Annotated in this window: 20 protein-coding genes and 1 pseudogene; 14 read left to right on the top strand and 7 right to left on the bottom strand. The window is 63.1% G+C overall.

Translation table 11 applies throughout. The features are described 5' to 3' along the window. Window positions 1-58: 58 nt before the first annotated feature. On the bottom strand, window positions 59-1,057 hold the full coding sequence (hemB, locus tag PW947_RS09570; protein ID WP_299631141.1) for a porphobilinogen synthase: 999 nt from the start codon (window positions 1,055-1,057) through the stop codon (window positions 59-61). Window positions 1,058-1,309: 252 nt separating this feature from the next. Continuing rightward, window positions 1,310-1,972, bottom strand: a complete 663-nt coding sequence (gene yihA / locus PW947_RS09565) for a ribosome biogenesis GTP-binding protein YihA/YsxC (RefSeq protein ID WP_299631139.1) — start codon at window positions 1,970-1,972, stop codon at window positions 1,310-1,312. Window positions 1,973-2,177: 205 nt separating this feature from the next. Between yihA and PW947_RS09560 the strand changes: the two genes are divergently transcribed. From PW947_RS09560 to msrQ, 5 genes are all read left to right on the top strand, one after another. Further along, window positions 2,178-2,831 (top strand): c-type cytochrome, encoded by a 654-nt coding sequence (locus PW947_RS09560; protein WP_299631138.1) that lies wholly within the window; start codon window positions 2,178-2,180, stop codon window positions 2,829-2,831. A gap of 115 nt (window positions 2,832-2,946) precedes the next feature. After that, entirely contained in the window at window positions 2,947-5,178 is a 2,232-nt protein-coding gene (locus PW947_RS09555) for a cytochrome c biogenesis protein ResB (protein WP_299631137.1), read from the top strand. Between the two features lie 4 nt (window positions 5,179-5,182). Then, window positions 5,183-6,436 (top strand): c-type cytochrome biogenesis protein CcsB, encoded by a 1,254-nt coding sequence (ccsB, locus tag PW947_RS09550; protein ID WP_299631136.1) that lies wholly within the window; start codon window positions 5,183-5,185, stop codon window positions 6,434-6,436. Between the two features lie 163 nt (window positions 6,437-6,599). Next, a complete protein-coding gene (gene msrP, locus PW947_RS09545) occupies window positions 6,600-7,595 on the top strand; it encodes a protein-methionine-sulfoxide reductase catalytic subunit MsrP (protein WP_299631134.1) in 996 nt (331 codons plus the stop codon). Between the two features lie 9 nt (window positions 7,596-7,604). Then, window positions 7,605-8,360 (top strand): protein-methionine-sulfoxide reductase heme-binding subunit MsrQ, encoded by a 756-nt coding sequence (gene msrQ, locus PW947_RS09540; RefSeq protein ID WP_299631133.1) that lies wholly within the window; start codon window positions 7,605-7,607, stop codon window positions 8,358-8,360. A 112-nt stretch (window positions 8,361-8,472) separates the two neighbouring features. Here msrQ and lysA read toward each other — a convergent pair whose 3' ends face one another. Then, window positions 8,473-9,735, bottom strand: coding sequence for a diaminopimelate decarboxylase (gene lysA / locus PW947_RS09535; RefSeq protein WP_299631132.1), 1,263 nt, complete (start codon window positions 9,733-9,735; stop codon window positions 8,473-8,475). A 17-nt stretch (window positions 9,736-9,752) separates the two neighbouring features. Then, window positions 9,753-10,088 (bottom strand): lipoprotein, encoded by a 336-nt coding sequence (locus PW947_RS09530; protein ID WP_299631131.1) that lies wholly within the window; start codon window positions 10,086-10,088, stop codon window positions 9,753-9,755. A gap of 35 nt (window positions 10,089-10,123) precedes the next feature. On the opposite strand from PW947_RS09530, the gene cyaY reads away from it, so the two are divergent. Continuing rightward, window positions 10,124-10,447 (top strand): iron donor protein CyaY, encoded by a 324-nt coding sequence (gene cyaY, locus PW947_RS09525; RefSeq protein WP_299631130.1) that lies wholly within the window; start codon window positions 10,124-10,126, stop codon window positions 10,445-10,447. Window positions 10,448-10,508: 61 nt separating this feature from the next. On the opposite strand, the gene PW947_RS09520 is transcribed toward cyaY, so the two are convergent. Further along, a complete protein-coding gene (locus PW947_RS09520; protein WP_299631128.1) occupies window positions 10,509-12,905 on the bottom strand; it encodes a penicillin-binding protein 1A in 2,397 nt (798 codons plus the stop codon). Between the two features lie 279 nt (window positions 12,906-13,184). Here PW947_RS09520 and pilM point away from each other — a divergent pair, with 279 nt between their 5' ends. From pilM to PW947_RS09485, 7 genes and pseudogenes are all read left to right on the top strand, one after another. Then, the gene (gene pilM, locus PW947_RS09515; RefSeq protein WP_299631208.1) at window positions 13,185-14,168 is read left to right on the top strand and encodes a pilus assembly protein PilM; all 984 of its coding nucleotides are present in this window, start codon (window positions 13,185-13,187) and stop codon (window positions 14,166-14,168) included. 5 nt (window positions 14,169-14,173) lie between these two features. After that, window positions 14,174-15,013, top strand: coding sequence for a fimbrial assembly protein (locus tag PW947_RS09510; protein WP_299631126.1), 840 nt, complete (start codon window positions 14,174-14,176; stop codon window positions 15,011-15,013). Continuing rightward, the gene (locus PW947_RS09505; protein ID WP_299631125.1) at window positions 15,010-15,933 is read left to right on the top strand and encodes a hypothetical protein; all 924 of its coding nucleotides are present in this window, start codon (window positions 15,010-15,012) and stop codon (window positions 15,931-15,933) included. Before PW947_RS09510 ends, PW947_RS09505 begins: the two co-directional genes overlap by 4 nt. Continuing rightward, on the top strand, window positions 15,933-17,660 hold the full coding sequence (gene pilQ, locus PW947_RS09500; RefSeq protein ID WP_299631123.1) for a type IV pilus secretin PilQ: 1,728 nt from the start codon (window positions 15,933-15,935) through the stop codon (window positions 17,658-17,660). The genes PW947_RS09505 and pilQ overlap by 1 nt, the downstream gene beginning before the upstream one ends. Before the next feature lie 98 nt (window positions 17,661-17,758). Then, window positions 17,759-18,310, top strand: coding sequence for a shikimate kinase (locus tag PW947_RS09495; protein WP_299631121.1), 552 nt, complete (start codon window positions 17,759-17,761; stop codon window positions 18,308-18,310). A 170-nt stretch (window positions 18,311-18,480) separates the two neighbouring features. Further along, window positions 18,481-19,557, top strand: a complete 1,077-nt coding sequence (aroB, locus tag PW947_RS09490) for a 3-dehydroquinate synthase (protein ID WP_299631120.1) — start codon at window positions 18,481-18,483, stop codon at window positions 19,555-19,557. 210 nt (window positions 19,558-19,767) lie between these two features. Beyond that, a pseudogene (locus tag PW947_RS09485) lies at window positions 19,768-20,898 on the top strand (deoxyguanosinetriphosphate triphosphohydrolase); the annotation flags it as partial. A 97-nt stretch (window positions 20,899-20,995) separates the two neighbouring features. Here the strand turns inward: PW947_RS09485 and PW947_RS09480 are convergent. Continuing rightward, window positions 20,996-21,373 carry a DUF883 family protein gene (locus PW947_RS09480; protein ID WP_299631117.1) on the bottom strand — a complete coding sequence of 126 codons (378 nt, stop codon included), beginning with the start codon at window positions 21,371-21,373 and terminating at the stop codon, window positions 20,996-20,998. Between the two features lie 333 nt (window positions 21,374-21,706). Then, window positions 21,707-22,432: an OmpW family outer membrane protein gene (locus tag PW947_RS09475; protein ID WP_299631115.1), complete on the bottom strand. Its 726-nt coding sequence runs from the start codon at window positions 22,430-22,432 to the stop codon at window positions 21,707-21,709. 188 nt (window positions 22,433-22,620) lie between these two features. Here PW947_RS09475 and PW947_RS09470 point away from each other — a divergent pair, with 188 nt between their 5' ends. Beyond that, window positions 22,621-23,328: a transposase gene (locus PW947_RS09470; protein ID WP_299631114.1), complete on the top strand. Its 708-nt coding sequence runs from the start codon at window positions 22,621-22,623 to the stop codon at window positions 23,326-23,328. Window positions 23,329-23,485 lie beyond the last annotated feature (157 nt).

Here is a 23,485-nt window from a genome sequence, read left to right as displayed (position 1 = left end):
CCGGCCCTCCGTTTTTTTATGCGCATGTCGAAGCGGCACGTGGCCGCCTGGCCAATGCCTACTTTTGCGAACGCAACAACCGGGCGGCGTCGAGTGCGAAATAGGTCAGCACGCCATCGGCGCCGGCGCGCTTGAACGCGAGCAGCGATTCCATCATCACCTTGTCGTGATCCAGCCAGCCGTTTTGCGCGGCCGCCTTCAGCATCGCGTATTCGCCGCTGACCTGATACACGTAGGTCGGGAAACGGAATTCGTCCTTCACGCGACGCACGATGTCCAGATACGGCATGCCCGGCTTGACCATCACCATGTCCGCGCCTTCTTCGATGTCGGCGGCGACTTCGCGCAGCGCTTCGTCCGAGTTCGACGGGTCCATCTGATACGTCATCTTGTTGCTCTTGCCGAGGTTCGTCGCCGACCCTACCGCGTCGCGGAACGGGCCGTAGAACGCCGATGCGAACTTCGCCGCGTACGCCATGATCCGCGTGTGGATCAAGCCGTCGCTCTCGAATGCCTCGCGGATCGCGCCGATGCGGCCGTCCATCATGTCCGACGGCGCCACGATGTCCACGCCCGCTTCCGCCTGTACGCGCGCCTGGTCGACCAGAATCTCGACCGTCACATCGTTGATCACGTAACCGGTTTCGTCGAGCACGCCGTCCTGGCCGTGGCTCGTGTACGGATCGAGCGCGACATCGGTCAGCACGCCGAGATCGGGGAAATGCTTCTTCAGCTCGCGAACGGCGCGCGGAATCAGACCGGCTTCATTGGTCGCTTCGCGGCCGTCCGGGGTTTTCAGCGAAGGTTCGATAGCGGGAAACAGCGAGATCACCGGCACGCCGAGTTCGACGCATTGCGCGGCAACGCCCATCAACAGATCCACCGACACGCGCTCGACGCCCGGCATCGACGGCACGGCTTGCCGCACATTCGTGCGTTCGACGACGAAAACCGGGTAAATCAGGTCGTTGGTAGTGAGAATATTTTCCCGCATCAGGCGACGCGAGAAGTCGTCGCGGCGCATGCGGCGCGGACGGTAATGAGGATAGATGCTCATGGTCGATATTCGTGGAGATGAGAAAAAAACGCCTGCCTCCGCCTCCCAAAAAAACTTTTCGAGACAATGGTATATCATACCGATCGAGCAAGGCGCTCTGCGCTGACCTCCCCGCTTCTCCTCCCTGAGCGGGTGCCTGTCGTTTTTCGATTAGGCTGTTTGGCCCGCCGTCATAAGCGGCGGGTTTTTTTATGCGCGTTCGAAACGCATGTTTCGGCTTTTGAGAGTCGGTAAATTTGACCGGTTCCAGATTTACTGCGCTTCGTCCGAATCCGCTGCCTCGCCCGCGTCTTTGGGGATCAACCAGCCTTCGATCAACGCGTGTGCGTCGTCGAGCCCGACGCGCTTGAGTGCCGAAAACAGCTGCGCCGTCAGTTCGCCCTGGTATCCAGCCGCGCGATATTCCGCCAAACCCTTCTGCGTCGTGCGCAACGCGTTGATGCTTTCTTGCCGCGTCAATTTGTCGCTTTTGGTCAGCAGCGTGTGGATCGGTTTGCCTGTCGGCGCAAACCATTCGATCATCCGGCGATCCAGATCCGTCAGCGGGCGACGCGAATCCATCATCAGGATCATGCCGCGCAGCTGCGAACGCGTTTGCAGGTAACTAGACAGCAGCGCTTCCCAGTGGGCCTTCGCGGCGCCAGGGACTTCCGCGTAGCCGTATCCCGGCAGGTCGACCAGATGCGCGACCGGTTCCGCTTCGGGGCCGACGGAAAAATAATTGATGTGCTGCGTGCGACCCGGCGTCTTACTCGCGAACGCGAGGCGTTTCTGGTTACACAGAATATTGATCGCCGTCGACTTGCCTGCATTCGAGCGTCCGGCGAATGCAATCTCGGGTTGGGGCAGACCGGGCAAATCACGAAGGTGATTGACGGTCGTAAAAAAGCGCGCTTGGTGGAGCAGGAAGGACATGGGGAGACCAGGAGATGAGGCGCCGGGGAACCCGGAGTGGGGACGGGTCAAGCCCGACTGGCGCCTAAGCGATTAGCGAGTTATTGTACAATACGATGGTTTACTGAAGACCTGAGCGGGCCGTCGAGCTTGCTTCTGCGGTAGATCGGTCGCCGTCGTTTTTTGCAGAACCTCTAATTCCCACAAGACGAAACAGGGTGTGCGAATGAATCGACTGTGCAAGTCTCTGATGGTGCTTTCTACAGCGGCGGGTCTTTCAGGTTTGGCAGTTCAGGCACGAGCAGCAGATCCGGCAAAGCCGGACATGAACCGGGGGCAGGCAATCGCGGCGCAGGTCTGCGCGTCATGCCACGGTGCAGACGGCAATAGCGCCGGCGGCGCTTATCCGAAGCTGGCGGGACAGCATCCCGAATACCTCGTCAAGCAACTCAAGGATTTCAAAACCCAGCCCGGCGCGAAGCAGCCCGCTCGCAATAATGCGATCATGGCGGGCATGGTCGCCGCGCTGTCGGATCAGGACATGGTCAATGTCGCTGCCTATTTCGCTTCGCAAACCCCGAAGCCGGGTTACGCGCACAACAAAGATACCGTACCGTTAGGCCAGAAGATTTATCGCGCGGGCGTCGCTGATAAGGGCGTGCCGGCGTGTGCTAGTTGCCACGGTCCGACCGGTCAGGGTATTCCGTCGCAGTACCCGCGGCTGTCGGGGCAATGGGCGGATTACACGGTCGCGCAATTGCTCGCGTTCACGCAAGGGCCGGGCGCACGTAACAACAACGACGCAATGCATATGATCGCGACGCGTCTGTCGGACAGCGAGATCAAGGCTGTAGCCGATTACATCGCGGGCTTGCATTAACGTCCGCGCGCACGTTCAACCGGTTCGTCGAAGCCGGTGAAAAACAAGAAAAGGGTGGGGGCATCGCGCACCGCGATCGCCCTCCACCCTTTTTTGCTGTTCAGTCGGAGTTTGAATGAGCGTCACCACATCGGGTTTGCAGTCGAAGTCAGGTCAACGGTTCACGCGCAGCAGCGTCGAATTGCTGAGTTCGATGCGTTTCGCCATTTCTCTGCTCGTGATCCTCGCGATCGCCAGCATCATCGGGACCGTTCTCACGCAGGACGATCCTTATCCGAACTACGTCAACCAGTTCGGCCCGTTCTGGGCCGACATCTTCCGCGCGCTGAGCCTGTACACGGTGTACAGCGCGTGGTGGTTCATGCTGATTCTCGGTTTCCTGATGGTCTCGGTGTCGCTGTGCGTGATCCGCAACGCGCCCAAGATGATCGCCGACATGAAGAGCTGGAAAGACAAGGTCCGCGAAGCCAGCCTGCGCGCGTTCCATCACAAAGGCGAGTTCGAGGTGACCGGTTCGCGTGTCGACGCTACCGCCGTGCTCGCGAAGCTGTCGGCGAAACTCGGCTACAAGTTCGTCACGCGTGAGTCCGACGGCGCGACGCTGATCGCGGCGAAGCGCGGCGCGCTCACCAAGCTCGGCTATATCTCCGCGCACGTCGCGATCGTCGTGATCTGTATCGGCGGTCTGCTCGACAGCAATCTGCCGATCAAGCTGCAAATGTGGCTGTTCGACAAAACCCCGATCCGCGGCAACACGGTCATCAACGAGATCGGTCCCGAGCATCGTCTGACGCAGGGCAATCCGACCTTTCGCGGTTACGCCTGGGTGCCGGAAGGTCAGCATGTCTCCACCGCCATCCTCAACCAGCCCGATGGCTCGTTGATCCAGGATCTGCCGTTTTCGATCGAACTGAACAAGTTCATCGTCGACTACTACTCGACCGGCATGCCGAAGCTGTTCGCGAGCGACATCGTCGTGATCGATCACAAGACCGGCGCCCGTGTGCCGGCGCGCGTCGAAGTGAACAAGCCGTTCACGTACGACGGCGTGTCGATCTATCAGTCGAGCTTCCAGGACGGCGGCTCGCAAATGCAGATGACCGCGTTCCCGATGACGGGCACGGGCGCGACCGGCACGCCGTTCGGCGGCACGATCGGCGGTACCGCGCCGTTGGGCAAGACCGGCCAGACCGTCGAATTCGCCGATTTCCGCGCGATCAACGTCGAGAACATCTCGAACGGAAGCGGCCAGAACGATGCGCGCGGCGTGGCCGCGCATCAGACGCTGAAGGAAGCGTTCGACGAACGCCTCGGCTCCGGCGCGAAAACCTCGAAGCCGCTCGACCTGCACAACGTCGGGCCGTCGGTGCAATACAAGGTGCGCGACAAGGACGGCCAGGCGCGCGAGTACAACAACTACATGTTGCCGGTGGACGTCGCCGGCGAACGCATGTTCCTCGCGGGCATGCGGATGAATCCGGACGACCCGTTCCGTTACCTGCGCATTCCCGCCGACAGCGGCGGCACCGTCAAGGAATGGATGAACCTGCGCGCGGCGCTCGAAAATCCGCAGATGCGCGCCGCGGCCGCACACAGCTTCGCGCTGCGCTCGGTGCCGGATTCGAATGCCGATCTCCAGCAGCATCTCGAAGAAAGCGCGCTGCGCGTGATGACGCTGTTCGCGGGCGCCGATCCTTCGCTGAGCCAGCCGCCTGCCGGTCAACCGGCCGGCATGGGCCCGGTGGGCGGGTTCCAGGCAGTCGCGTCGTTCATCGATAAATCGGTGCCGAAGAGCGAGCAGGAAAAGGCCGCCGGTCTGCTGTTGCGCATGCTCGAAGGCGCGACGTGGGACCTGTGGCAACTGTCGCGCGCGCAGCAGGGCGAGCCGCAGGCACAGCCCGACGCCGACAACTCGCGCTTCGTCCAAAGCGCAATCAACGCGATATCTGACAGCTTTCTGTATGGATCGCCGGTCTATCTGCAGCTTGACGGCTTCAAACAGATCCAGGCGTCGGTGTTCCAGCTGACACGCGCACCGGGCAAAAAAGTCGTGTATCTTGGCAGCCTGTTACTCGTGTTAGGCATCTTCTCGATGTTCTATGTGCGTGAACGGCGCCTCTGGTTCTGGCTCAAGGACAGTCCGCACGGCAGTCATGTCGTGATGGCGATGTCCAGCGCCCGCAAAACGCTCGATTTCGAAAAAGAGTTCGCTCAAACGCGCGACGCGGTCGGTGGGGCGCTCGACGCTTCGCTGGGCGTGACGCACGGCATGGACGGCCAGGACAGCGCGGCGTCCGACGCCCCGCACGCCGCATCGTCCGCTGGCTCACACGATACAAACCGGTAAGAACATGGACTTGACCTCATCCTCTCCCCGCCCGAAGAACGCGCACGCCGCGTCGGCTTCGGGCGCGTCGCAAGCACCGCAATCCACTCAACCGTCGAATCAGGGTTCGATTCCATCGGACCGCTTCGCGCTGCTCGACGAGCGGCCGTTCCTGAAGCGCCTCGGCGTATTCGACTGGCTGTTCGCGCTCGCGATGGTCGCCGGGGCGGGTTTTGCGCTGTCGCGCTACCACCCGTTCATGAACTACTACGACAAACTGGTGCTGGTGTGCGCAGTGCCGGTGTTCGTGGTGCTCGGCTGGCGCTGGAAACCGGCGCGTCTGCTGATCGCGGGCATCGCGGTGCTGTCGCTGCTGGCCATCCAGATCTATCACGGTGACCTCACGCGCGCCGATCAGGCGTTCTTCCTCAAGTATTTCCTGTCCAGCCAGTCCGCCATTCTCTGGATGAGCGCGCTGTTCGTGCTCGCCACGATGTTCTACTGGATCGGCTTGCTGACGCGTTCGGCGACCGGCGGCTCGATCGGCTCGAAGATGACGTGGGCGGCCGTGCTGATGGGCTTTGTCGGGCTGATGGTGCGCTGGTACGAGTCGTACCTGATCGGCGCCGATGTCGGTCATATCCCGATCTCGAACCTGTACGAAGTGTTCGTGCTGTTCAGCCTGATCACCGCGCTGTTCTATCTGTATTACGAGAAGCACTACAACACCCGTTCGCTCGGCGCATTCGTGTTGCTGGTGATCAGCGCCGCGGTCGGCTTTCTGATGTGGTACTCGATCTCCCGCGACGCGCAGCAGATCCAGCCGCTGGTGCCGGCGCTGCAAAGCTGGTGGATGAAGATCCACGTGCCGGCGAATTTCATCGGTTACGGCAGTTTCGCGTTGTCGGCGATGGTCGGCGTGGCTTATCTGGTGAAGGAGCGCGGCATTCTCGCCGACCGTCTCCCGGCGCTCGATGTGCTCGACGACGTCATGTACAAGTCGATCGCCGTCGGTTTCGCGTTCTTCACGGTCGCGACGATTCTCGGCGCGCTGTGGGCCGCCGAAGCGTGGGGCGGCTACTGGAGCTGGGATCCGAAAGAAACCTGGGCGCTGATCGTCTGGCTGAACTACGCGGCGTGGCTGCATATGCGTCTGATGAAGGGCCTGCGCGGCTCGGTGGCCGCCTGGTGGGCGCTGACCGGTCTGCTGGTGACGACCTTCGCGTTCCTCGGCGTCAACATGTTCCTGTCGGGCTTGCATAGCTACGGCAAGCTGTAACTCCGGTCGCCTCCAACTGTCCGGAAGCAGCACAAAACCGCCGCGTGCGTCGCACCGGCGGTTTTTTTATTGGGCGCGGGAATATTCGTGCATCCATCGTGTTTGCTGAACAGTACCTATGTTCGTCGGTCGAACTGCCATCAACCTCGCAAGGAGCACGCTCATGTGGATCAAGCGCAACGACAGGATCGCGCTGTACGGCGACGATATCGCGCGCAGCGAAATCACGCCGCAACCGGTTTTCGAGAACCGTCGGCGGATTCTGCAAGCGGCCGGCGCGGCTGCAATGGGTAGCCTGATCGGCGCGAGTGACGACGCGCTAGCTGAGATGAGTTCGCCGGACGCGAAGGGCCAGAAGCTCGCCGCCCGCACCAATCCGAAGTTCGTCGCGACGGACAAGGTCACGCCGTTCAAGGACATCACGACCTACAACAATTTCTACGAATTCGGCACCGACAAGAGCGACCCCGCGCAGAACGCGGGCACGTTGCGACCGCGTCCGTGGCGCATCAATGTCGAAGGCGAGGTGAAAAACCCGAAGACTTACGACATCGACGATCTGCTGAAACTCGCGCCGCTCGAGGAGCGCGTGTACCGTCATCGCTGTGTCGAAGGCTGGTCGATGGTGATGCCGTGGATCGGCTTTTCGCTGTCGGAGTTGATCAAGCGCGCACAACCCACGGCCAACGCGAAATACGTGCAGTTCATCACGCTCAACGATCCGTCGCAAATGCCCGGTCTCGCCGATCCGATCCTTCAGTGGCCGTATTCCGAAGGCTTGCGGATGGACGAGGCGATGAATCCGCTGACGCTGCTGACGGTCGGTCTGTACGGCCAGGTGTTGCCGAACCAGAACGGCGCGCCGATCCGGATCATCGTGCCGTGGAAATATGGCTTCAAGAGCGCGAAATCGCTGGTGAAAATCCGCTTCGTCGAGAAGCAGCCGCAGACGAGCTGGAATACGTACGCAACGAGCGAGTACGGTTTCTATTCGAACGTGAATCCGAACGTCGATCATCCGCGCTGGAGTCAGGCCACGGAGCGGCGGATCGGCGAGGACGGTTTCTTCCAGCCCAAGCGCAAAACGCTGATGTACAACGGCTACGGCGATCAGGTCGCGTCGCTGTATCAGGGCATGGACCTGAAAAAGAACTTCTGAGCGACAACGATGGCTTCGAACACGCCTGATACTTCGGATGCGCAACGCCCGTCGCTTGCGCCGGACGGCGCGGGCGCGTCGGCGCATCGGCAACCCGCCAGGGTGACGTCAACGGCGGCATCGGCGGCACGCGTTGCGGCGGGCGGCAATCGCTGGATCGTGCCCGCGAAAATCGCGGTGTTCGTGGCGGCGTGGTATCCGCTCGCGCGCATCGTGCTGTTCGGACTGACCGACCGGCTCGGCGCCAACCCGATCGAGTTCATCACGCGTTCCACCGGTCTGTGGACGCTGGTGTTTCTGTGCATCACGCTCGCCGTGACGCCGTTGCGGCGGCTGACGGGCGTGAGCGCGCTGCTGCGATTCCGGCGCATGCTCGGGCTGTACGCGTTCTTCTACGCGGTGCTGCACTTCACGACGTACATCTGGTTCGACAAATGGTTCGACGTTGCCGCGATGCTGAAGGACATCGGCAAGCGGCCGTTCATCACGGTCGGATTTGCGGCGTTCGTGCTGTTGATTCCGCTCGCCGCGACCTCGCCGCGCGCGATGGTCCGCAAGCTCGGACGACGCTGGCAAAGCCTGCATCGGGCCATCTACGCAGTCGGCGTGCTCGCGATCCTGCATTTCTGGTGGATGAAAGCGGGCAAACACGATCTGCTGCTGCCGAAAATCTACGGCGCGATCATGATCGCGTTGCTCGGCTGGCGTGTGATTGCGTGGCTACGCGAGCGCCGGGCGGCGCGGGCAAGGGCTGCTGGCCGTTGAGCGGGAAGACCGGCGCAAGCGCGCGCGGCCAAACAAAAAAAGGCGATGCTTTTAACGGCATCGCCTTTTTCGTTTCACGGGTTCATCGCGTGAATCGCGATGAATGCCGCGTTTATTCCGGCAACAATGCTTCGCCCGCGAACAGCGCCTTGATCTCTTCGCGCGCGCGGATCACGTGCGCGGTGTCGCCGTCGACCATGATTTCGGCCGGACGCGGACGCGTGTTGTAGTTCGACGTCATCGTGAAGCTGTACGCGCCCGCCGAGCGGATCGCCAGCAAATCGCCGGGTTCGACCGCCAGTTGACGCTCGCGACCGAGCCAGTCGCCGCTTTCGCACACCGGACCGACGACGTCGTAAGTCTGCGCGGGGATCTCGCGCTTCACGACCGGTTCGATGCCGTGATACGCCGAATACATCGCCGGACGCGCCAGATCGTTCATGCCTGCATCGACGATGGCGAAGTTCTTTTCTGCGCCCGGCTTCAGGAACTCGACGCGCGTGAGCAGAATGCCCGCGTTGCCGACCAGCGAGCGGCCCGGCTCGAAATAGACTTCACGATGACCGTGGCCGCGCGACTCGATCCGGTCGAGCAAGGTGGTCACGAACGCGCCGATTTCCGGCGGCGTTTCATCGTCGTACGTGATCCCGAGGCCGCCGCCGACGTCGATATGGCGAATCTTCACGCCGTCGGATTCGATCTGTTCGACCAGTTCCAGCAGCTTGTCGACCGCGTCGAGGTAGGGCGAGACTTCGGTGATCTGCGAGCCGATATGGCAGTCGATACCCACCACGTCGAGATTCGGCATTGCCGCGGCGGCGCGGTACGTTGCGCGCGCGTCGTCGAACGCGACGCCGAACTTGTTCGACTTCAGGCCGGTGGAGATATACGGATGCGTCTTCGCGTCGACGTCGGGGTTCACGCGCAGCGAAACCGGCGCTTTCTTGCCCATCGAGCCCGCCACGTCGTTCAGACGGTCCAGCTCGGGAATCGATTCGACGTTGAAGCATTTGACGCCCGCTTCCAGCGCGATGCGCATTTCGTCGGCCGTCTTGCCGACGCCCGAGAACACGGTGTTTTCCGCTTTGCCGCCCGCGGCCAGCACACGCGCCAGTTCACCTGCCGACACGATGTCGAAGCCCGCGCCGAGACGCGCGAACACGTTCAGCACGCCGAGATTGCTGTTCGCTTTCACTGCAACGTGGACGGTGGCGCGCCGGCCTTTGCAGGCGTTCGCGTAGGCGTTCCATGCGTCGGTCAGCGCGGCGCGCGAGTAGACGTAGAGCGGGGTGCCGAACTGTTCGGCCAGCGTGACGGCGGATACGCCTTCGGCATGCAAAATGCCGTCGACGCTCGCAAATGCGGATTGAGTCATACCTGAGTGTGCTGCTTTTATTGAGCCTGGGCAGTGCCCGAAGCGGGTTGTTGCGGCGCCGACGCGGCGCTGTCCGGTGTAGCGTGCAATTCTGATTCCGGTGCCAGCGACAGCGGTGTGCCCGTCGTATCCGGCACGCTGCCTTGTTCGGCACTGGAAGCGGCCGACGCGGGTTGCGCGGTGGGCACAGGTGTTTCGGTTACGTCGCTGGGTTTGGCCGGCATGGGAGGCACGGTGGGCAGATAGAGCGAACCGCGTTGCCCGCAGCCGCCGAGCGCGCTGCCTGCGAGAATAGCTAAAGCCGCTACAATCGCCCGGGGCGCCGCCGCGCGCATCTGAAAAACGACTCGCATGACTGTCCCTGAATAATTAATCGCTGGAGTTTAGCATGTCCGATAGTGAATACCTGAGCCGTGCCGAGGCCGTTCTTGCGTCGATTGAACGCGCTGTGGACGACATCGAAGCCGATATCGAACTCGAACGCAGCGGCAATGTGCTGACGCTCGAATTCGAGAACAAATCGAAGATCATCGTGAACCTGCAACCGCCGATGCGCGAGATCTGGATCGCGGCGAAAGCGGGCGGTTTCCACTACCGTTTCCTCGACGGTGAATGGCGCGACACGCGCGGCAGCACGGAATTCTTCAGCGCGCTGTCGGAGTACGCAACGCAACAGGCAGGCGAGCCCGTCAGCTTCACGCCCGACGCGTAAAAAAACCGCCTGGCGCTGTGCGCGAGGCGGTTTTCAGCACGCATGAGCCGGATTTCCCGGCTCAGTGCCCCTTGAACAGATCCATGATGTTCTGCTTTTCCTGCTCGCCGACCACCGGCGCCGAGCCCGCTCCGCCGCTTGCTTCTTCGTCGAGCATGGCCTGACTGACGCCCACGGTTGAAACGAAGCCGTGACCCGGCGTGAAGTCGGTGAAATACGGCTCGTCGCCGAGCATCACGATACCGTCGGGCACCGGCATCTTGTACTCCGGCACCCCTTTCAACGCCCGCGCCATGTAGTCGACCCAGACCGGCAACGACAGGCCGCCACCGGTTTCCTTGTCGCCGAGACTGCGCGGATTGTCATAGCCGATCCACGCAATCGCCGTGAGCGTGTGCTGATAACCGGCGAACCACGCGTCGCGCGAATCGTTGGTCGTGCCGGTCTTGCCCGCCAGATCCGTACGCTTGAGCACGTTGGTTTTTGCGCCGGTTCCGCGTTGCGCGACGCTCAGCAACAGGCTGTTCATGATGTACGCGTTGCGCGCGTCGATAGCGTGCGGCGCGCTCCTTCCTGCCACCAGCGGCTGCACGTTCGACACCACGATGCCGCGTTGATCCGTGACTTCCGCTATCAGATACGGATTGATCCGGTAGCCGCCGTTCGCGAATACCGAGAACGCGCCCGCCATCTGCAACGGCGTGACGAGACCCGCGCCGAGCGCCATCGGCAGATAGGCCGGATGACGGTCGGCGTCGAATCCGAAGCGCGTGATGTACTGCTGCGCGTACTTCGTGCCGATCTGGTTCAGGATGCGGATCGACACCAGGTTCTTCGACTTCTGCAACGCGGTGCGCATGGTCATCGGACCGTCGAAACCGCCGCCGTAGTTCTTCGGTTCCCACGGCTGCCCGCCGGTTTCGGCAGCGCTGAAGAACAGCGGCGCGTCGTTGATGATGGTGGCCGGTCCCAGACCTTTTTCCAGCGACGCCGAGTAGATGAACGGCTTGAAGCTCGAACCCGGCTGACGCCACGCCTGGGTGACGTGATTGAACTTGTTCTTGTTGAAGTCGAACCCGCCGACCAGCGCGCGAATCGCGCCGTCCTGCGGCACGACCGAGATAAACGCGCCTTCGACCTGCGGCAACTGCGTGATCGACCAGTTGCCATCGTCGTTTTTCACGACCCGCACGATCGCGCCCGGCCGGATCCGTTGATTCGGTTGGGCGCGCGGTCCGAGCGCCGCGGTTGCGAAGCGCAGGCCGTCGCCCTGAAGGGTGGCTACATTGCCGTCGATGAAACGCGCCTGCACCTGCTTCGGCGACGCCGACGTGACGACCGCCGCGACGATCTCGCCGTTGTCCGGATGTTCGATCAGCGCGTCGTCGATGGCCTGGTCGCGGTCGTCGGCGTCGGCGGGGAGATCGATGAATGCTTCCGGGCCGCGATAGCCGTGGCGCCGCTCATAGTCCATCAGCCCTTTGCGCAGTGCGCGATAGGCGACGTCCTGATCGGCGGAGTCGATGGTGGTGACCACGTTCAGGCCGCGCGTATACGCCTCTTCGCGGTATTGCGCGTACATCATCTGACGGACCATTTCCGCCACGTACTCGGCGTGGACGCTGAACTCCTTGCCCGCGCCCTTGACGACGAGCGGCTGCTGGCTCGCTTCGTTGTACTGCGCCGGCGTGATGTAGCGCAGTTCGAGCATCCGCTGGAGGATGTATTCCTGGCGGATTTTCGCGCGCTTCGGATTGACCACCGGGTTGTACGCGGACGGCGCCTTCGGCAAGCCCGCGAGCATCGCCGATTCGGCGAGCGTCAGGTCCTTCATGTCCTTGCCGAAATAGACCCGCGCCGCGCTCGCAAAACCGTAGGCGCGCTGACCGAGATAGATCTGATTCATGTACACCTCGAGAATCTGATCCTTGCTCAGCTTCGACTCGATCTTGTAGGCGAGCAGCATTTCGTAGATCTTGCGCGTGTAGGTCTTCTCGCTGGACAGGAAGAAGTTGCGCGCGACCTGCATGGTGATGGTGCTTGCGCCTTGCGTCGCATGGCCGGCCGTCACCGCGACGAAACCCGCCCGCGCGATGCCGGTCAGATCGACGCCGCCGTGATCGTAGAAGCGCGCGTCTTCAATCGCCAGCACCGCTTTTTTCAGACTGTCGGGTACGTCCTGAATCCGCACGATGTCGCGACGTTCCTCACCGAACTCGCCGATCAGCACGTGGTCCGCCGTGTAGATCCGCAGCGGCACTTTCGGGCGGTAGTCGGTCAGCGCTTCGAGCGACGGCAGGTTCGGCATGGCCACCACGACTGCGTAGCCGAGCATCAGACCGGCACACACGATGGCGGCGACGATCAGGCCCACGAAGCCCAACAGAAGCTTGAGCCAGAGCGGGCGTTTGCGCCTGGGCGGCGCGGGCGGTGAAGACGTAGGGGACGGTGATTGCATATGGATACCAAAAAACGGTCCCGCGATTATAGCCGTCACGCTTGTCAGCTTTCGGCATGCTTACTGTCCTGCAACACATTTGACGGCCGCTTCAAACCCAGCGCCGCGACGATCCTACTGTAGCCGCTTTGCATTGCGATGCGGCGTAGCGCACGTCGCGTTAGCCATTCGGCTGAATATCGCGCGGACCATCTGCTCAGCACAATCACTTCCACTAAAGCGCGATGTCCGGGGCGAATGGTCGCCCGGAGGATCGCCTTTGCCGGGAGAAAAAACATGATGGCGTTGAGAGCTTCATTGCCGATGACCGTGCGGCGTTTCGCTGCCGGAATCGATGTGTCCGCACAGACGGTGCGGCTGGTTGTATTGAGTCAGCGGTGGCGCGCGCGTGGGCCGGTCCGGATCGAGCATATCGCTGCCGGGCCATTGCCGGAAGGCGCGATGGCAGGTGCCGAGATTCTCGACCGGCGCGCGGTCAGTCAGGCGTTGCGCGATGTGTTTAGCGGTATGCCGCATCTGGTCGCGAATCACGCGCTGCATTGCGCGATGGCGTTGCCGGCATCGGCGACGCTGTTCAGCAAAATGCCGTTGGCGCGAATGATCGCCGCGCATGAAGTGGGCGACGTGGACCGGCGTTCGCTGGACGCGCTCGAGCCGCTGATGCTCGGCGAAGCGGAGCGGATTGCCGGGATCGAGCGGCATGCGCTGGCGGTGGACTGGTTCGTCGAGCGCTCGTCGGCGCATCCCGGCATGGTGACGATCGCGGCGACGGGGCGGCGTCATCTCGAAGCGCGGATCGAATGCGCGGCAACGGCGGGCATTTCGCTGTCCACCATCGACGGCGAGCCGCACGCGGCCCTGCGTGCGATCCGCCATGCCGCACTGCTCGAACTGGAGCTCAACGAATCGTATGTCGCGGTCTGGATCGGTCTGGAAGGCATATTCGGCTGGCGGATCACCGGTCAGATGCTGGCGGCCGAGATGCGTTATCCGTCGCCCGAACATGCGGATCTGATCGACGCGTTGCGCGATCTCACGCGGCATTCGCCGTCGGTGGATTGTGTGCTGGTCGGTGGCGAAATCGAACTGCTCGACGGGATCGGCGTGACGATCGCCGACATGGGCGAGGCGTTGGGCTGCACCGCGCTGCCGTTCGAATGTGCGCCGCTGGTCGAGTGCGACGGGCGTCCCGCCAGCGAGTCGATTCACGATCCGGCGTACGTGGTCGCGTTCGGCCTGGCGTTGCGCGGGGTGATGGAATGACGCGGATGATCGCACCGGAAACGACGGCGGACATGGCGTCCGACGCGACTGCGGACAGGTTGGCGGACAGAACGCCGCGCGACCGCGTGACGGCGGCGCGCGTCGCAAACGGGCGGCGCGCAGAGGTCGGGCCTATCGCGCATAGAGCGGCCGCCGCGCGCGTGGCCATCTGGATTGGTGGCTTCAATCTGTTGCCGCACCGTCAGCGCGACGCCCGACGCGCACGCAAGCGTTGCGTGGTCGAAGGGCTGGCTGCGGCGGCTTTGGGTGCCGTGCTCGCGCTGGGCATCGCCGGATGGCAGGCGGTCGAACGCATGAGGCTCGACGATGCACGCGCCGTCGCGGAACGCACGCTCGCGCAATGGCGCGCGCCACTGGCGGAGCACGCGCGGCTTCTGCTCGAAGCCGACGATCGCCGCACGCGTGCCGCACGTGCCGCATCGATGTCGTTGCCGCTGACGCATCTGCGCGATCTGCTCGACGCGCTGAGTTTCGAACCCGGCGACGGCGTCGTGCTTCAACAGATGCGGCATCGCGAACATGAGACGGCGCTGCTGGCGAAGTCTGCGGATCACGAGGAGCCGGCCGCGTGGCTTGCACGATTGAGCGGCGTTCACGGCGTGTCGGGCGCCGCCGTCGACGACGTGCATCGGGCCGTGGCGGCGACTCGACGCACGCCGCAAAAACCGTCTTTGCCGGTGGTCGCCAATCCGCCGCAAGACGCGGTCGAATTCGCCGCGCGGTTGAACTGGGACGACGCCAGAGACCGATCCAAAGACCGATCGAAAGACACAACCGGCACGACGCGCGCTGCGCACGGCACGCCGACGCGAGGACATCCATGACGACTACATTCGCCACTCAAGTTGGCCCCCGCTTTTCGCCGCATCGAACAGGTGTTTCCCAATGGTTCGCCGAGTTGCGCAAACCGCCCGAAACATGGAGCGGCCGACGGCGCGGGTTGACGGCCGGCGTGATCGCGCTGGCGATCTTCGCGCTCTGCGCGCGCGGCTGGATCGCCGCCGATCTGGGCGGCGTCGATGCGAGCCATGCGGCGCTGGACTCGGCGAACCGGCAGGTCGCGGACGCGCGCGCGTCGATCGCTGCGTTGCCTTCTTTGCGTCGCGACGCCGCGTCGTTTCCCACGCGACGCCCCGACGCGCATTGGACTTCCGCCGACGACGCGCGCGTCGTGTCGCAAGTCGCGGCGCAAAGCGGCATCGAATTGCTCGCGCTCGAACCGGGCGTGGCGAGCGGCATCGGCCTCGACGCGATGCGGCCCATCCAGTTTTCGGCGCGCACCGATTTCGCGCACCTGATGGCGTTCGCGCGCGCGTTGTCGATGAGCGCGCCGGTGCTCGCCGTGCCCGTCGATCTCACGGTGAAGCGCAATGGCGGCGCGCTTTCGGTGAACGGCACGCTGCATGTCTACAACGCGCTATCGCCGCTGGTGGTGACGTCGAGTCCCGCGTCCGGTGACATTGCGCTGGATGACGATCCGGACGAGGAACTGGTGTTTTTCGATCCGTTTTCGGCGCAACAGGCCGGGCCCGGCGAGTTTGTGTCGTCGCGGCTGATGGGTGTGCTGCGCGATCGCACGCGAAGCCTTGCGTTGCTCGAAACGCCGGAAGGCGGCGCGAGCGTCGATACCGGACAGGCGTTCGGCACGGAGCGGGTGGCGAGAATCGACGCGCAAAGCGTCACGCTGACCGGTCGCGACGGCGTGGGCGCGCGGACGCTGGCGCTCGCGGCGGGGGCGCTGTGATGCGGCGTCCGGTTCGACGTCATCCGACGTGGTTGCGGCTTGCGTTGGCGGGCGCGATGCTGGTTGCCGCGTGCGCCGCTCATGCTTCGATTCCGCCGTTGCCGTCGTTGGGCGCTTTGCCTGGCGGAGCACGGCCGATGCAACTGGCCGCGTTGCCGCCGTTGCCTGAGCGCATGCCGTCCGACGATTCGATTTCGCGCGACGAGACGCCCTTGCCGCTGCTCTCGACCTTGCCGCGCAATGTCGCCACGGACGTCGCCAATCCGTTTGTCGCAGCGGAAGAGGCCGCTCCCGCCGATGATGCCGATGCGCGTGTTCCGGTGACGGCATCGGCCGTCGGCGCAGGCGATCCGGTCGAAACGCCGGTTGTCGATGCCACGTCGGGAGTGCAAACCGGCAGTCGCCATGCGTCGCGTGAAGACGCTGTGTCGCCGGCGCTCGAAGGTCCACCGGTCCCGCTGGCGCCGCCGGTGCGTCTGAGCGGGGCGGCGAATGCCGCGTCCTTCGACGGTCTTTCGCCCGACAAGCCGATCACGCTGAACTTTCAGCGCGCGGAACTCGGCGCGGTGCTCGACGCGTTCGCGCGTTTCACCGGCATCAACGTGGTCGCGAGCGAGCGGGTGCGCGGCACCGTGTCGTTGCGGCTCGACAAGGTGCCGTGGCGAACCGCGTTCGATACGCTGCTCGACGTCAACGGACTGGCGATGGAGCGGCGCGGCAACCTGATCTGGGTCGCACCTGCCGCGGATCTGGCGGCGCGCGAGCGGCAACGTTTCGAGGCGCACGCGCGAGCCGCCGACCTGGAGCCGCTCGTCAGCCGCACGTTCGAAATGCGCTATGCGCGGGCCGAAGACGTCCGGAAACTGCTGACGGCGTCGGGAAATCAGCGCGTGCTGTCCAAACGCGGTGCGGCGATGGCCGATTCGCGGACCAATCTGCTGTTCGTCACCGACATCGACGGACGACTCGGACAGATCGCCACGTTGGTGACCGCGCTCGACCGGCCGACCCGCCAAGTGCTGATCGAGGCGCGCATCGTCGAAGGCGAGCAGGGCTTTTCGCGCAATCTCGGCGTGCGGATGTCGATGGCGGCCACCGCTACCGAAGGCACGCCGCGCGGTGTAACGGGCGGCGACGAAGGCGGCGTGTTCGATCTGTCGGCGGCGCCGATCTCCGGCTTCGACGCGGCAACGGCCGGTCTGACGCTGTTCGCTGCACGCGCGACGCGTCTGCTCAATATCCAGTTGAGCGCGCTGGAGGCCGAAGGCCACGGGCAAACCGTGTCCAGTCCGCGCGTCGTCACCGCCGACCGGATGAAGGCCGTGGTCGAGCAGGGCACCGAGCTGCCGTATCAGGCGAAGGTCGGGCAAGGCGTGTCGGGCGTGCAGTTCCGTCGCGCCAGCCTGAAACTGGAGGTCGAACCGCAAATCACGCCGGACGGCCGCGTCGTGCTCGACCTCGACGTCGCGAAAGACAGCGTCGGCGAACAGACGGCGGCCGGACCGGCGATCAACACGAAACACGTGCAGACGCGGGTGGAAGTGGAGGACGGCGGAACGGTGTCGATCGGCGGAATCTACGCAACCGATGACCGGGATGATGTGACGCGAGTGCCGGTTCTGGGCAAAATACCGGTTTTGGGGGCGCTTTTTCGCAACCGTGCGCATCGGGACAAGCGCAGCGAACTGGTGGTTTTCATCACGCCGCGCGTGGTGCGAAACGACTGAATTGCCGCCCGCGCGCCCGTCTGCACGCTCGACAAGGCAGCCGCTTTGCCAGTAAGCTGCGGCACGAACTATCACACCGGACTAGTCAGAGGATACCGTTGCAAGCGCGGGACGCACACGCCAATGTGTTTTTTGTTGGGCTCATGGGGGCAGGTAAGACCACCGTGGGCCGGGCGGTCGCGCGCCGGTTGGATCGTCCGTTCTTCGATTCCGACCACGAGATCGAAGTCCGCACGGGCGCCCGGATCCCGACCATTTTCGAACTGGAAGGCGAGGCTGGCTTTCGCGATCGCGAGGCTCAGGTCATCGCCGATCTGACCGGTCGGCCTGACATCGTGCTGGCAACCGGCGGCGGCGCGGTGCTTCGTCCGGAAAACCGCGAAGCGCTGCAGAATCGTGGTCTGGTCGTGTATCTGCGCGCCAATCCGCACGATTTGTGGCTGCGCACGCGGCGCGACAAAAACCGTCCGCTGCTGCAAACCGAAGACCCGAAAGGCCGGCTCGAACAGCTTTACGAAGTGCGAGACCCGCTGTACCGCGAGTGCGCGCATTTCGTCATCGAAACCGGCCGTCCGTCGGTCAATGGGCTCGTCAACATGGTGCTGATGCAGCTCGAGATGGCAGGCGTCGCCAAACATCCTGCGTCATAATGAGGGTTCGCCCCGCCCAATGCGGCGCCGGGCGATCCGTCTTCGCGGAGTTTTCGACTGCCGTTCGACGCGTACGCCGGCCTTGAGCGTTGGCTTCGAGCCTGCCCCTACGCTTCGCTCCCAAGCTTTGTTTCGACGAGCTTTGTTCCAAGTTACCCAGCGGTTGCCTCGTGATTACTGTTAACGTCGAACTGGGCGATCGAGCCTACCCCATCCATATCGGCGCCGACCTGATCGGCCAGACCGCGCTGTTCGCGCCGCACATTGCCGGCTCGTCGGTGACGATCGTCACCAACACCACGGTCGATCCGCTCTACGGCGATACCTTGCGCGCGGCGCTCGCGCCGCTCGGCAAGCAGGTATCGACGGTCGTGCTGCCCGACGGCGAAGCGCACAAGAACTGGGAAACGCTGAACCTGATTTTCGACGCGCTGCTGAACGCGCGCGCCGACCGCAAGACCACGCTGATCGCGCTGGGCGGCGGCGTGATCGGCGATATGACCGGCTTCGCGGCGGCCTGCTACATGCGCGGCGTGCCGTTCATCCAGGTGCCGACCACGCTGTTGTCGCAAGTGGATTCGTCGGTGGGCGGCAAGACCGGCATCAATCATCCGCTCGGCAAGAACATGATCGGCGCGTTCTACCAGCCGCAAGCCGTGATCGCAGATATCGGCGCGCTGAACACGTTGCCGCCGCGCGAACTGGCCGCCGGTCTCGCCGAAGTCATCAAGACCGGTGCCATCGCCGATGCTGCGTTTTTCGACTGGATCGAAGCCAATATCGGCGCACTGAACCGTCGCGAGCCGGATGCGCTCACTGAAGCGGTCAAGCGCTCGTGCGAGATCAAGGCGTCGGTCGTGGCGTCGGACGAGCGCGAAGGCGGTTTGCGCGCAATCCTCAATTTCGGCCACACGTTCGGCCATGCAATCGAAGCCGGTCTCGGCTACGGCGAGTGGCTGCACGGCGAGGCGGTCGGTTGCGGGATGGCCATGGCGGCGGATCTGTCGGTGCGCGTCGGTCAACTCGACGAAGCGTCGCGCAAGCGACTCGTCGATGTGATCGTCGCCGCGAAGCTGCCGGTCCGCGCGCCCGCGTTGGGCGAAGCGCGCTACGTCGATCTCATGCGCGTCGACAAGAAAGCCGAAGCCGGCGCGATCAAATTCATTCTGCTGAAGCGTTTCGGTGAGACGCTGATCACCCCGGCGCCCGACGCCGCCGTGCTCGACACGCTCGTCGCTGCTGTCTGAGCGTCGCTGACGGTAGTCGGCCCGCGCGAGCGGCCGTGCGTCGCCCATGATTCGGAGATTCCGGTGAGCGACAGGCCAAGTGACACCCTGAACGACCCTTCACGCGCGGCGTCCGGCGACGCCGCGTCGCATTCGCATCCGTTGTCGGCGCAGGTTTCATCTCAAGGTTCATCTCAAGCGGCCACGCATGTTTCGCCTGATCAGGCGTCGGCCGCGCTCGAATCCCATCTCGCACCGTATGCGGCGCACGCGTCGCAATCGCGCGGCCGCCGCTATCCGGAAACGCCGCCGAGCGCGCGCACCGAGTTTCAGCGCGACCGCGACCGGATCGTCCATTCCACCGCATTTCGCCGCCTCGAATACAAGACGCAGGTCTTCGTCAATCACGAAGGCGACCTGTTCCGCACGCGTCTGACGCACAGTCTCGAAGTGGCGCAAATCGCGCGCTCGGTGGCGCGAAATCTGCGCGTGAACGAAGATCTGGTCGAAGCGATTTCGCTTGCCCACGATCTCGGACACACGCCTTTCGGCCATGCCGGACAGGACGCGTTGAACGATTGCATGCGCGAGCACGGCGGCTTCGAGCACAACCTGCAAAGTCTCGCGGTGGTCGACGATCTGGAGGAGCACTACGGCGCGTTCGACGGCCTGAATCTGTGTTTCGAGACGCGCGAAGGCATCCTGAAGCACTGCTCGCGCGACAATGCGCGGCGTCTCGGCGCGTTGGGCGAGCGGTTTCTGGACGGGCGGCAACCGTCGATCGAGGCGCAGATCGCCAATGTCGCGGACGAAATCGCGTACAACAATCACGACGTGGACGACGGTTTGCGCTCCGGCCTGATCACCGTCGAGCAACTCGCCGACGTCGAATTGTGGCGTACCCATCACGCGTCGGCGCGCAGCGACTTTCCGCTGATCGACGGACGACGGCTGATTCACGAGACGGTGCGGCGAATCATCAACGCTCTGGTCGTGGATCTGATCGACACGACCACGCAAAATCTGGCACGTTACGCTCCGGGTTCGCTCGACGAGGTGCGCTCGGCACCGCCGATCGTCGCGCACAGCGAATCCATCGCCGCTCAGGCTGCGGCGCTCAAGCGCTTTCTGTTCAAGAACCTGTACCGGCATTACAAGGTGATGCGGATGGCGAACAAGGCACGGCGAGTCGTGACCGGCCTGTTCGACGCATTCACCGACGATCCGCGGCTGTTGCCGCCGCCCTATCAGACAGCCGACGCCGCGCAGCAGCCGCGGCTGATCGCGCATTACATCGCGGGCATGACCGACCGGTACGCGCTGAAGGAGTATCAGCGCCTGTTCGTGATCGCGGATAACTGAACGAGGTGGAGCGGCAAGGCGGCGCGCGCGTGCAACTCATAATCACGCCGCGCCGTCAGCCCGCTCGATCCGTATCCGTTAACCCGACACGCTGGCGTCAGCGCGCGCGAGCCAGAAACGCGCCGGCAACCAGCGCCAGTCCGCCAACGATCGCCAACGTGCGCCACGGGTTTTCATGCACGTACGAATCGGCGTCGGAGATCGCAGTGCCTGCGCGCTCGCGCACGGCGTCGCGCGTGTCGTTCAGACGCGCACGCGCCTGATCCAGCTTCTTGCGCATCTGGGCGCGCAGTGCCACGGCGTCGGCCTGCGTGCCGTCCGACAACGTGTCTTCGAGTTCCGACATCAGCGAGCGCAGCTCAGTGGCAATGTCTTCCGCGGCATGGCGGCTGTGGCGGGCAATACGGCGCGCACGGCGTCCGGTCGTGTTCCAGGAATCGCCGAGGGCGTCTCGCGTATTCGGTAGTGCGGTCATGGTCGCTCCGTCAAGTTCGAGTGGAAGAAGACCTCGCGCGTTGCCGCGAGGAAACGCCTTGTCACGCAACTTCGGTGCCACGGTCCCGAGCCTTTGAAAGCGTTGCCGCTATCGTCTGACTTCAGAAGAAATTGCACTGCAATACGGTGTCATTGGTCATATTTACAAGCGCGACACGCGTTTTGTACCGGATTTGCAGCGTTAAAAACAAAACGCCGTCACGAAATGTGACGGCGTTGTTCAAGCCGCGAAAACTCGACTAACCTTACGTTGAAAGATAAGGTTTCGTCGTGGATGACGGTGGGATGTGACTAGCGGTGAATCGCTGCTACGTCAGAAGCGATATCCGATATTGATGAACGTGACGATCGGGTTCAGCTTGATCTTGGTTTGCGTCTTCACGGTCAATGCAGTGGACGATGGCGTGGCGGCCTGCGTGGTCAGCTTGGCCGTGGTGCTCAAAGGCAGATAGGAGATCGAAAAACCTGCGAACCAGTGGTCGGTGATGGCATAGGTAAAACCCCCATTAAACACCGGCTCCCACGAACTATCCGTAGTCACGCTGGTCGGACCATGCAATGTGTTTTGCTCGAAAGCGCTGTTGGTGATCTTCTCGCCGGTGAACCAGATCCGGCTGACGCCAAGGCCCAGATACGGACGGAACTTCGATTGCGGAGAATTGAAGTAGTACTTGAAGAGTAGCGTCGGGCTCCATTGCTTCGCCTCGCCGAGCTTGCCGTAAGCAGACAGGACGCCGGTGCCGTTAAGATCGAACGAAGGCGGAATGCCGATGACGAATTCGGTGGCGATGTGGTCGGTGACGAAGTAGCCTGCTGTAAAGCCAACCGTATCGCCCTCGCTCAATTGGGCGCCGGTGTTGGGAACGGAATAATTGACGGGCGAGCCGCCCACGCTGGTAACGGTCAGCGGTTGACTGCTCGATTGCGGTGCTAGGTGAAGCCAGCCTGACGTAACGTAAAAGCTACCGGCCGATTGTGCGTGTGCGGCCGTCATGCAGGCGACTGCGGCGATCCCCGATATGCCCTGTTTTAATTTCATTTGTGCTCCTCCAAAAAAGGCCCGCTCATTATGACTATTACGTTTGAAACAAACCATACAAGGCGGTTAGAGCTTTCTCCCTAAGCGCCACGCGGTTTTCCGGCTTAGCCGCGTCGCGCGGAACCTTGCGTGCGGACAGCCTTTCGGACCTTCGGGTATATACCAACGCGACTATTGGATACTCCAGCATGGCACGGCTAGCACGTCTCTACGTCCCCGAACAGCCGCAGCACGTGATACTGCGCGGACTCGACCAGCAGCCCGCTTTCGTCGATGAACAGGATTACGACCTGTTCATCGATTGTCTGAAGGCGGCTTCGCGCGATCACCATCTGTCGATTCATGCTTACGCGCTGATGCCCGGCGCCGTTCAGCTTCTCGTCACGCCCACGGAGGAGTCGAGCCTGCCTAAAGCTATGCAGGCCGTCGGGCGTCGCTACGTCGCGCATTTCAACCGTCGCTATGCGCGGCGCGGCACGTTGTGGGAAGGCCGCTATCGCGCGACGGTCATCGAGGGCGAGCGTTACTTTCTGCTCGCCAGTCGCGTCGTCGAGATGTGTCCGGTGCGCACCGGGCTCGTGAATCTGCCCGAAGACTACCGGTGGTCGAGCTATCGCCATCACATCGGCCTGACGCTCGACAGCCTGATCACCGACCATCCGCTGTACTGGTCGCTCGGCAATACGCCGTTCGAGCGGCAGCGCGCGTATCGCGAACTGTGCGAGCAACCGCTCGACGAACGCGAAGCCAGCCAGCTTCAGCAAGCCACGCTCAAAGGCTGGGTGCTGGGCAGCGAAACCTATCGGGAATGGGCGTCGCGGGCGGCAAACCGGCGTGTATCGCCGTTGCCGCGTGGCCGTCCCAGGAAAGTGCGCGAGACGCCGCAGCAGCAATAAACGGTTTCCGATCAACGCTTTGCGTACAAACGGCATCTGCGGATGCCGTTTTTTGGGTCTTAAATTGATACGGCACCAATTAAATAGTGCGCAAATGCACCAATGCGATAATAGGTGCCAGAACACCACGATTTATTTGCTATTCCATTGATTCGTC

This window comes from Paraburkholderia sp. (genome assembly GCF_028283785.1).
Classification (GTDB): Bacteria; Pseudomonadota; Gammaproteobacteria; order Burkholderiales; family Burkholderiaceae; genus Paraburkholderia.
Note: the sequence above shows the minus strand (reverse complement) of the source record. Positions and strands in the feature narration are given on the sequence as shown.

Bases quoted from the DNA above. Each gene is read 5' to 3' on its own strand.
- hemB (WP_299631141.1), bottom strand. From the start codon at position 1,057: ATGAGCATCTATCCTCATTACCGTCCGCGCCGCATGCGCCGCGACGAC.
- yihA (WP_299631139.1), bottom strand. From the start codon at position 1,972: ATGTCCTTCCTGCTCCACCAAGCGCGCTTTTTTACGACCGTCAATCAC.
- PW947_RS09560 (WP_299631138.1), top strand. From the start codon at position 2,178: ATGAATCGACTGTGCAAGTCTCTGATGGTGCTTTCTACAGCGGCGGGT.
- PW947_RS09555 (WP_299631137.1), top strand. From the start codon at position 2,947: ATGAGCGTCACCACATCGGGTTTGCAGTCGAAGTCAGGTCAACGGTTC.
- ccsB (WP_299631136.1), top strand. From the start codon at position 5,183: ATGGACTTGACCTCATCCTCTCCCCGCCCGAAGAACGCGCACGCCGCG.
- msrP (WP_299631134.1), top strand. From the start codon at position 6,600: ATGTGGATCAAGCGCAACGACAGGATCGCGCTGTACGGCGACGATATC.
- msrQ (WP_299631133.1), top strand. From the start codon at position 7,605: ATGGCTTCGAACACGCCTGATACTTCGGATGCGCAACGCCCGTCGCTT.
- lysA (WP_299631132.1), bottom strand. From the start codon at position 9,735: ATGACTCAATCCGCATTTGCGAGCGTCGACGGCATTTTGCATGCCGAA.
- PW947_RS09530 (WP_299631131.1), bottom strand. From the start codon at position 10,088: ATGCGAGTCGTTTTTCAGATGCGCGCGGCGGCGCCCCGGGCGATTGTA.
- cyaY (WP_299631130.1), top strand. From the start codon at position 10,124: ATGTCCGATAGTGAATACCTGAGCCGTGCCGAGGCCGTTCTTGCGTCG.
- PW947_RS09520 (WP_299631128.1), bottom strand. From the start codon at position 12,905: ATGCAATCACCGTCCCCTACGTCTTCACCGCCCGCGCCGCCCAGGCGC.
- pilM (WP_299631208.1), top strand. From the start codon at position 13,185: ATGGCGTTGAGAGCTTCATTGCCGATGACCGTGCGGCGTTTCGCTGCC.
- PW947_RS09510 (WP_299631126.1), top strand. From the start codon at position 14,174: ATGATCGCACCGGAAACGACGGCGGACATGGCGTCCGACGCGACTGCG.
- PW947_RS09505 (WP_299631125.1), top strand. From the start codon at position 15,010: ATGACGACTACATTCGCCACTCAAGTTGGCCCCCGCTTTTCGCCGCAT.
- pilQ (WP_299631123.1), top strand. From the start codon at position 15,933: ATGCGGCGTCCGGTTCGACGTCATCCGACGTGGTTGCGGCTTGCGTTG.
- PW947_RS09480 (WP_299631117.1), bottom strand. From the start codon at position 21,373: ATGACCGCACTACCGAATACGCGAGACGCCCTCGGCGATTCCTGGAAC.
- PW947_RS09475 (WP_299631115.1), bottom strand. From the start codon at position 22,432: ATGAAATTAAAACAGGGCATATCGGGGATCGCCGCAGTCGCCTGCATG.
- PW947_RS09470 (WP_299631114.1), top strand. From the start codon at position 22,621: ATGGCACGGCTAGCACGTCTCTACGTCCCCGAACAGCCGCAGCACGTG.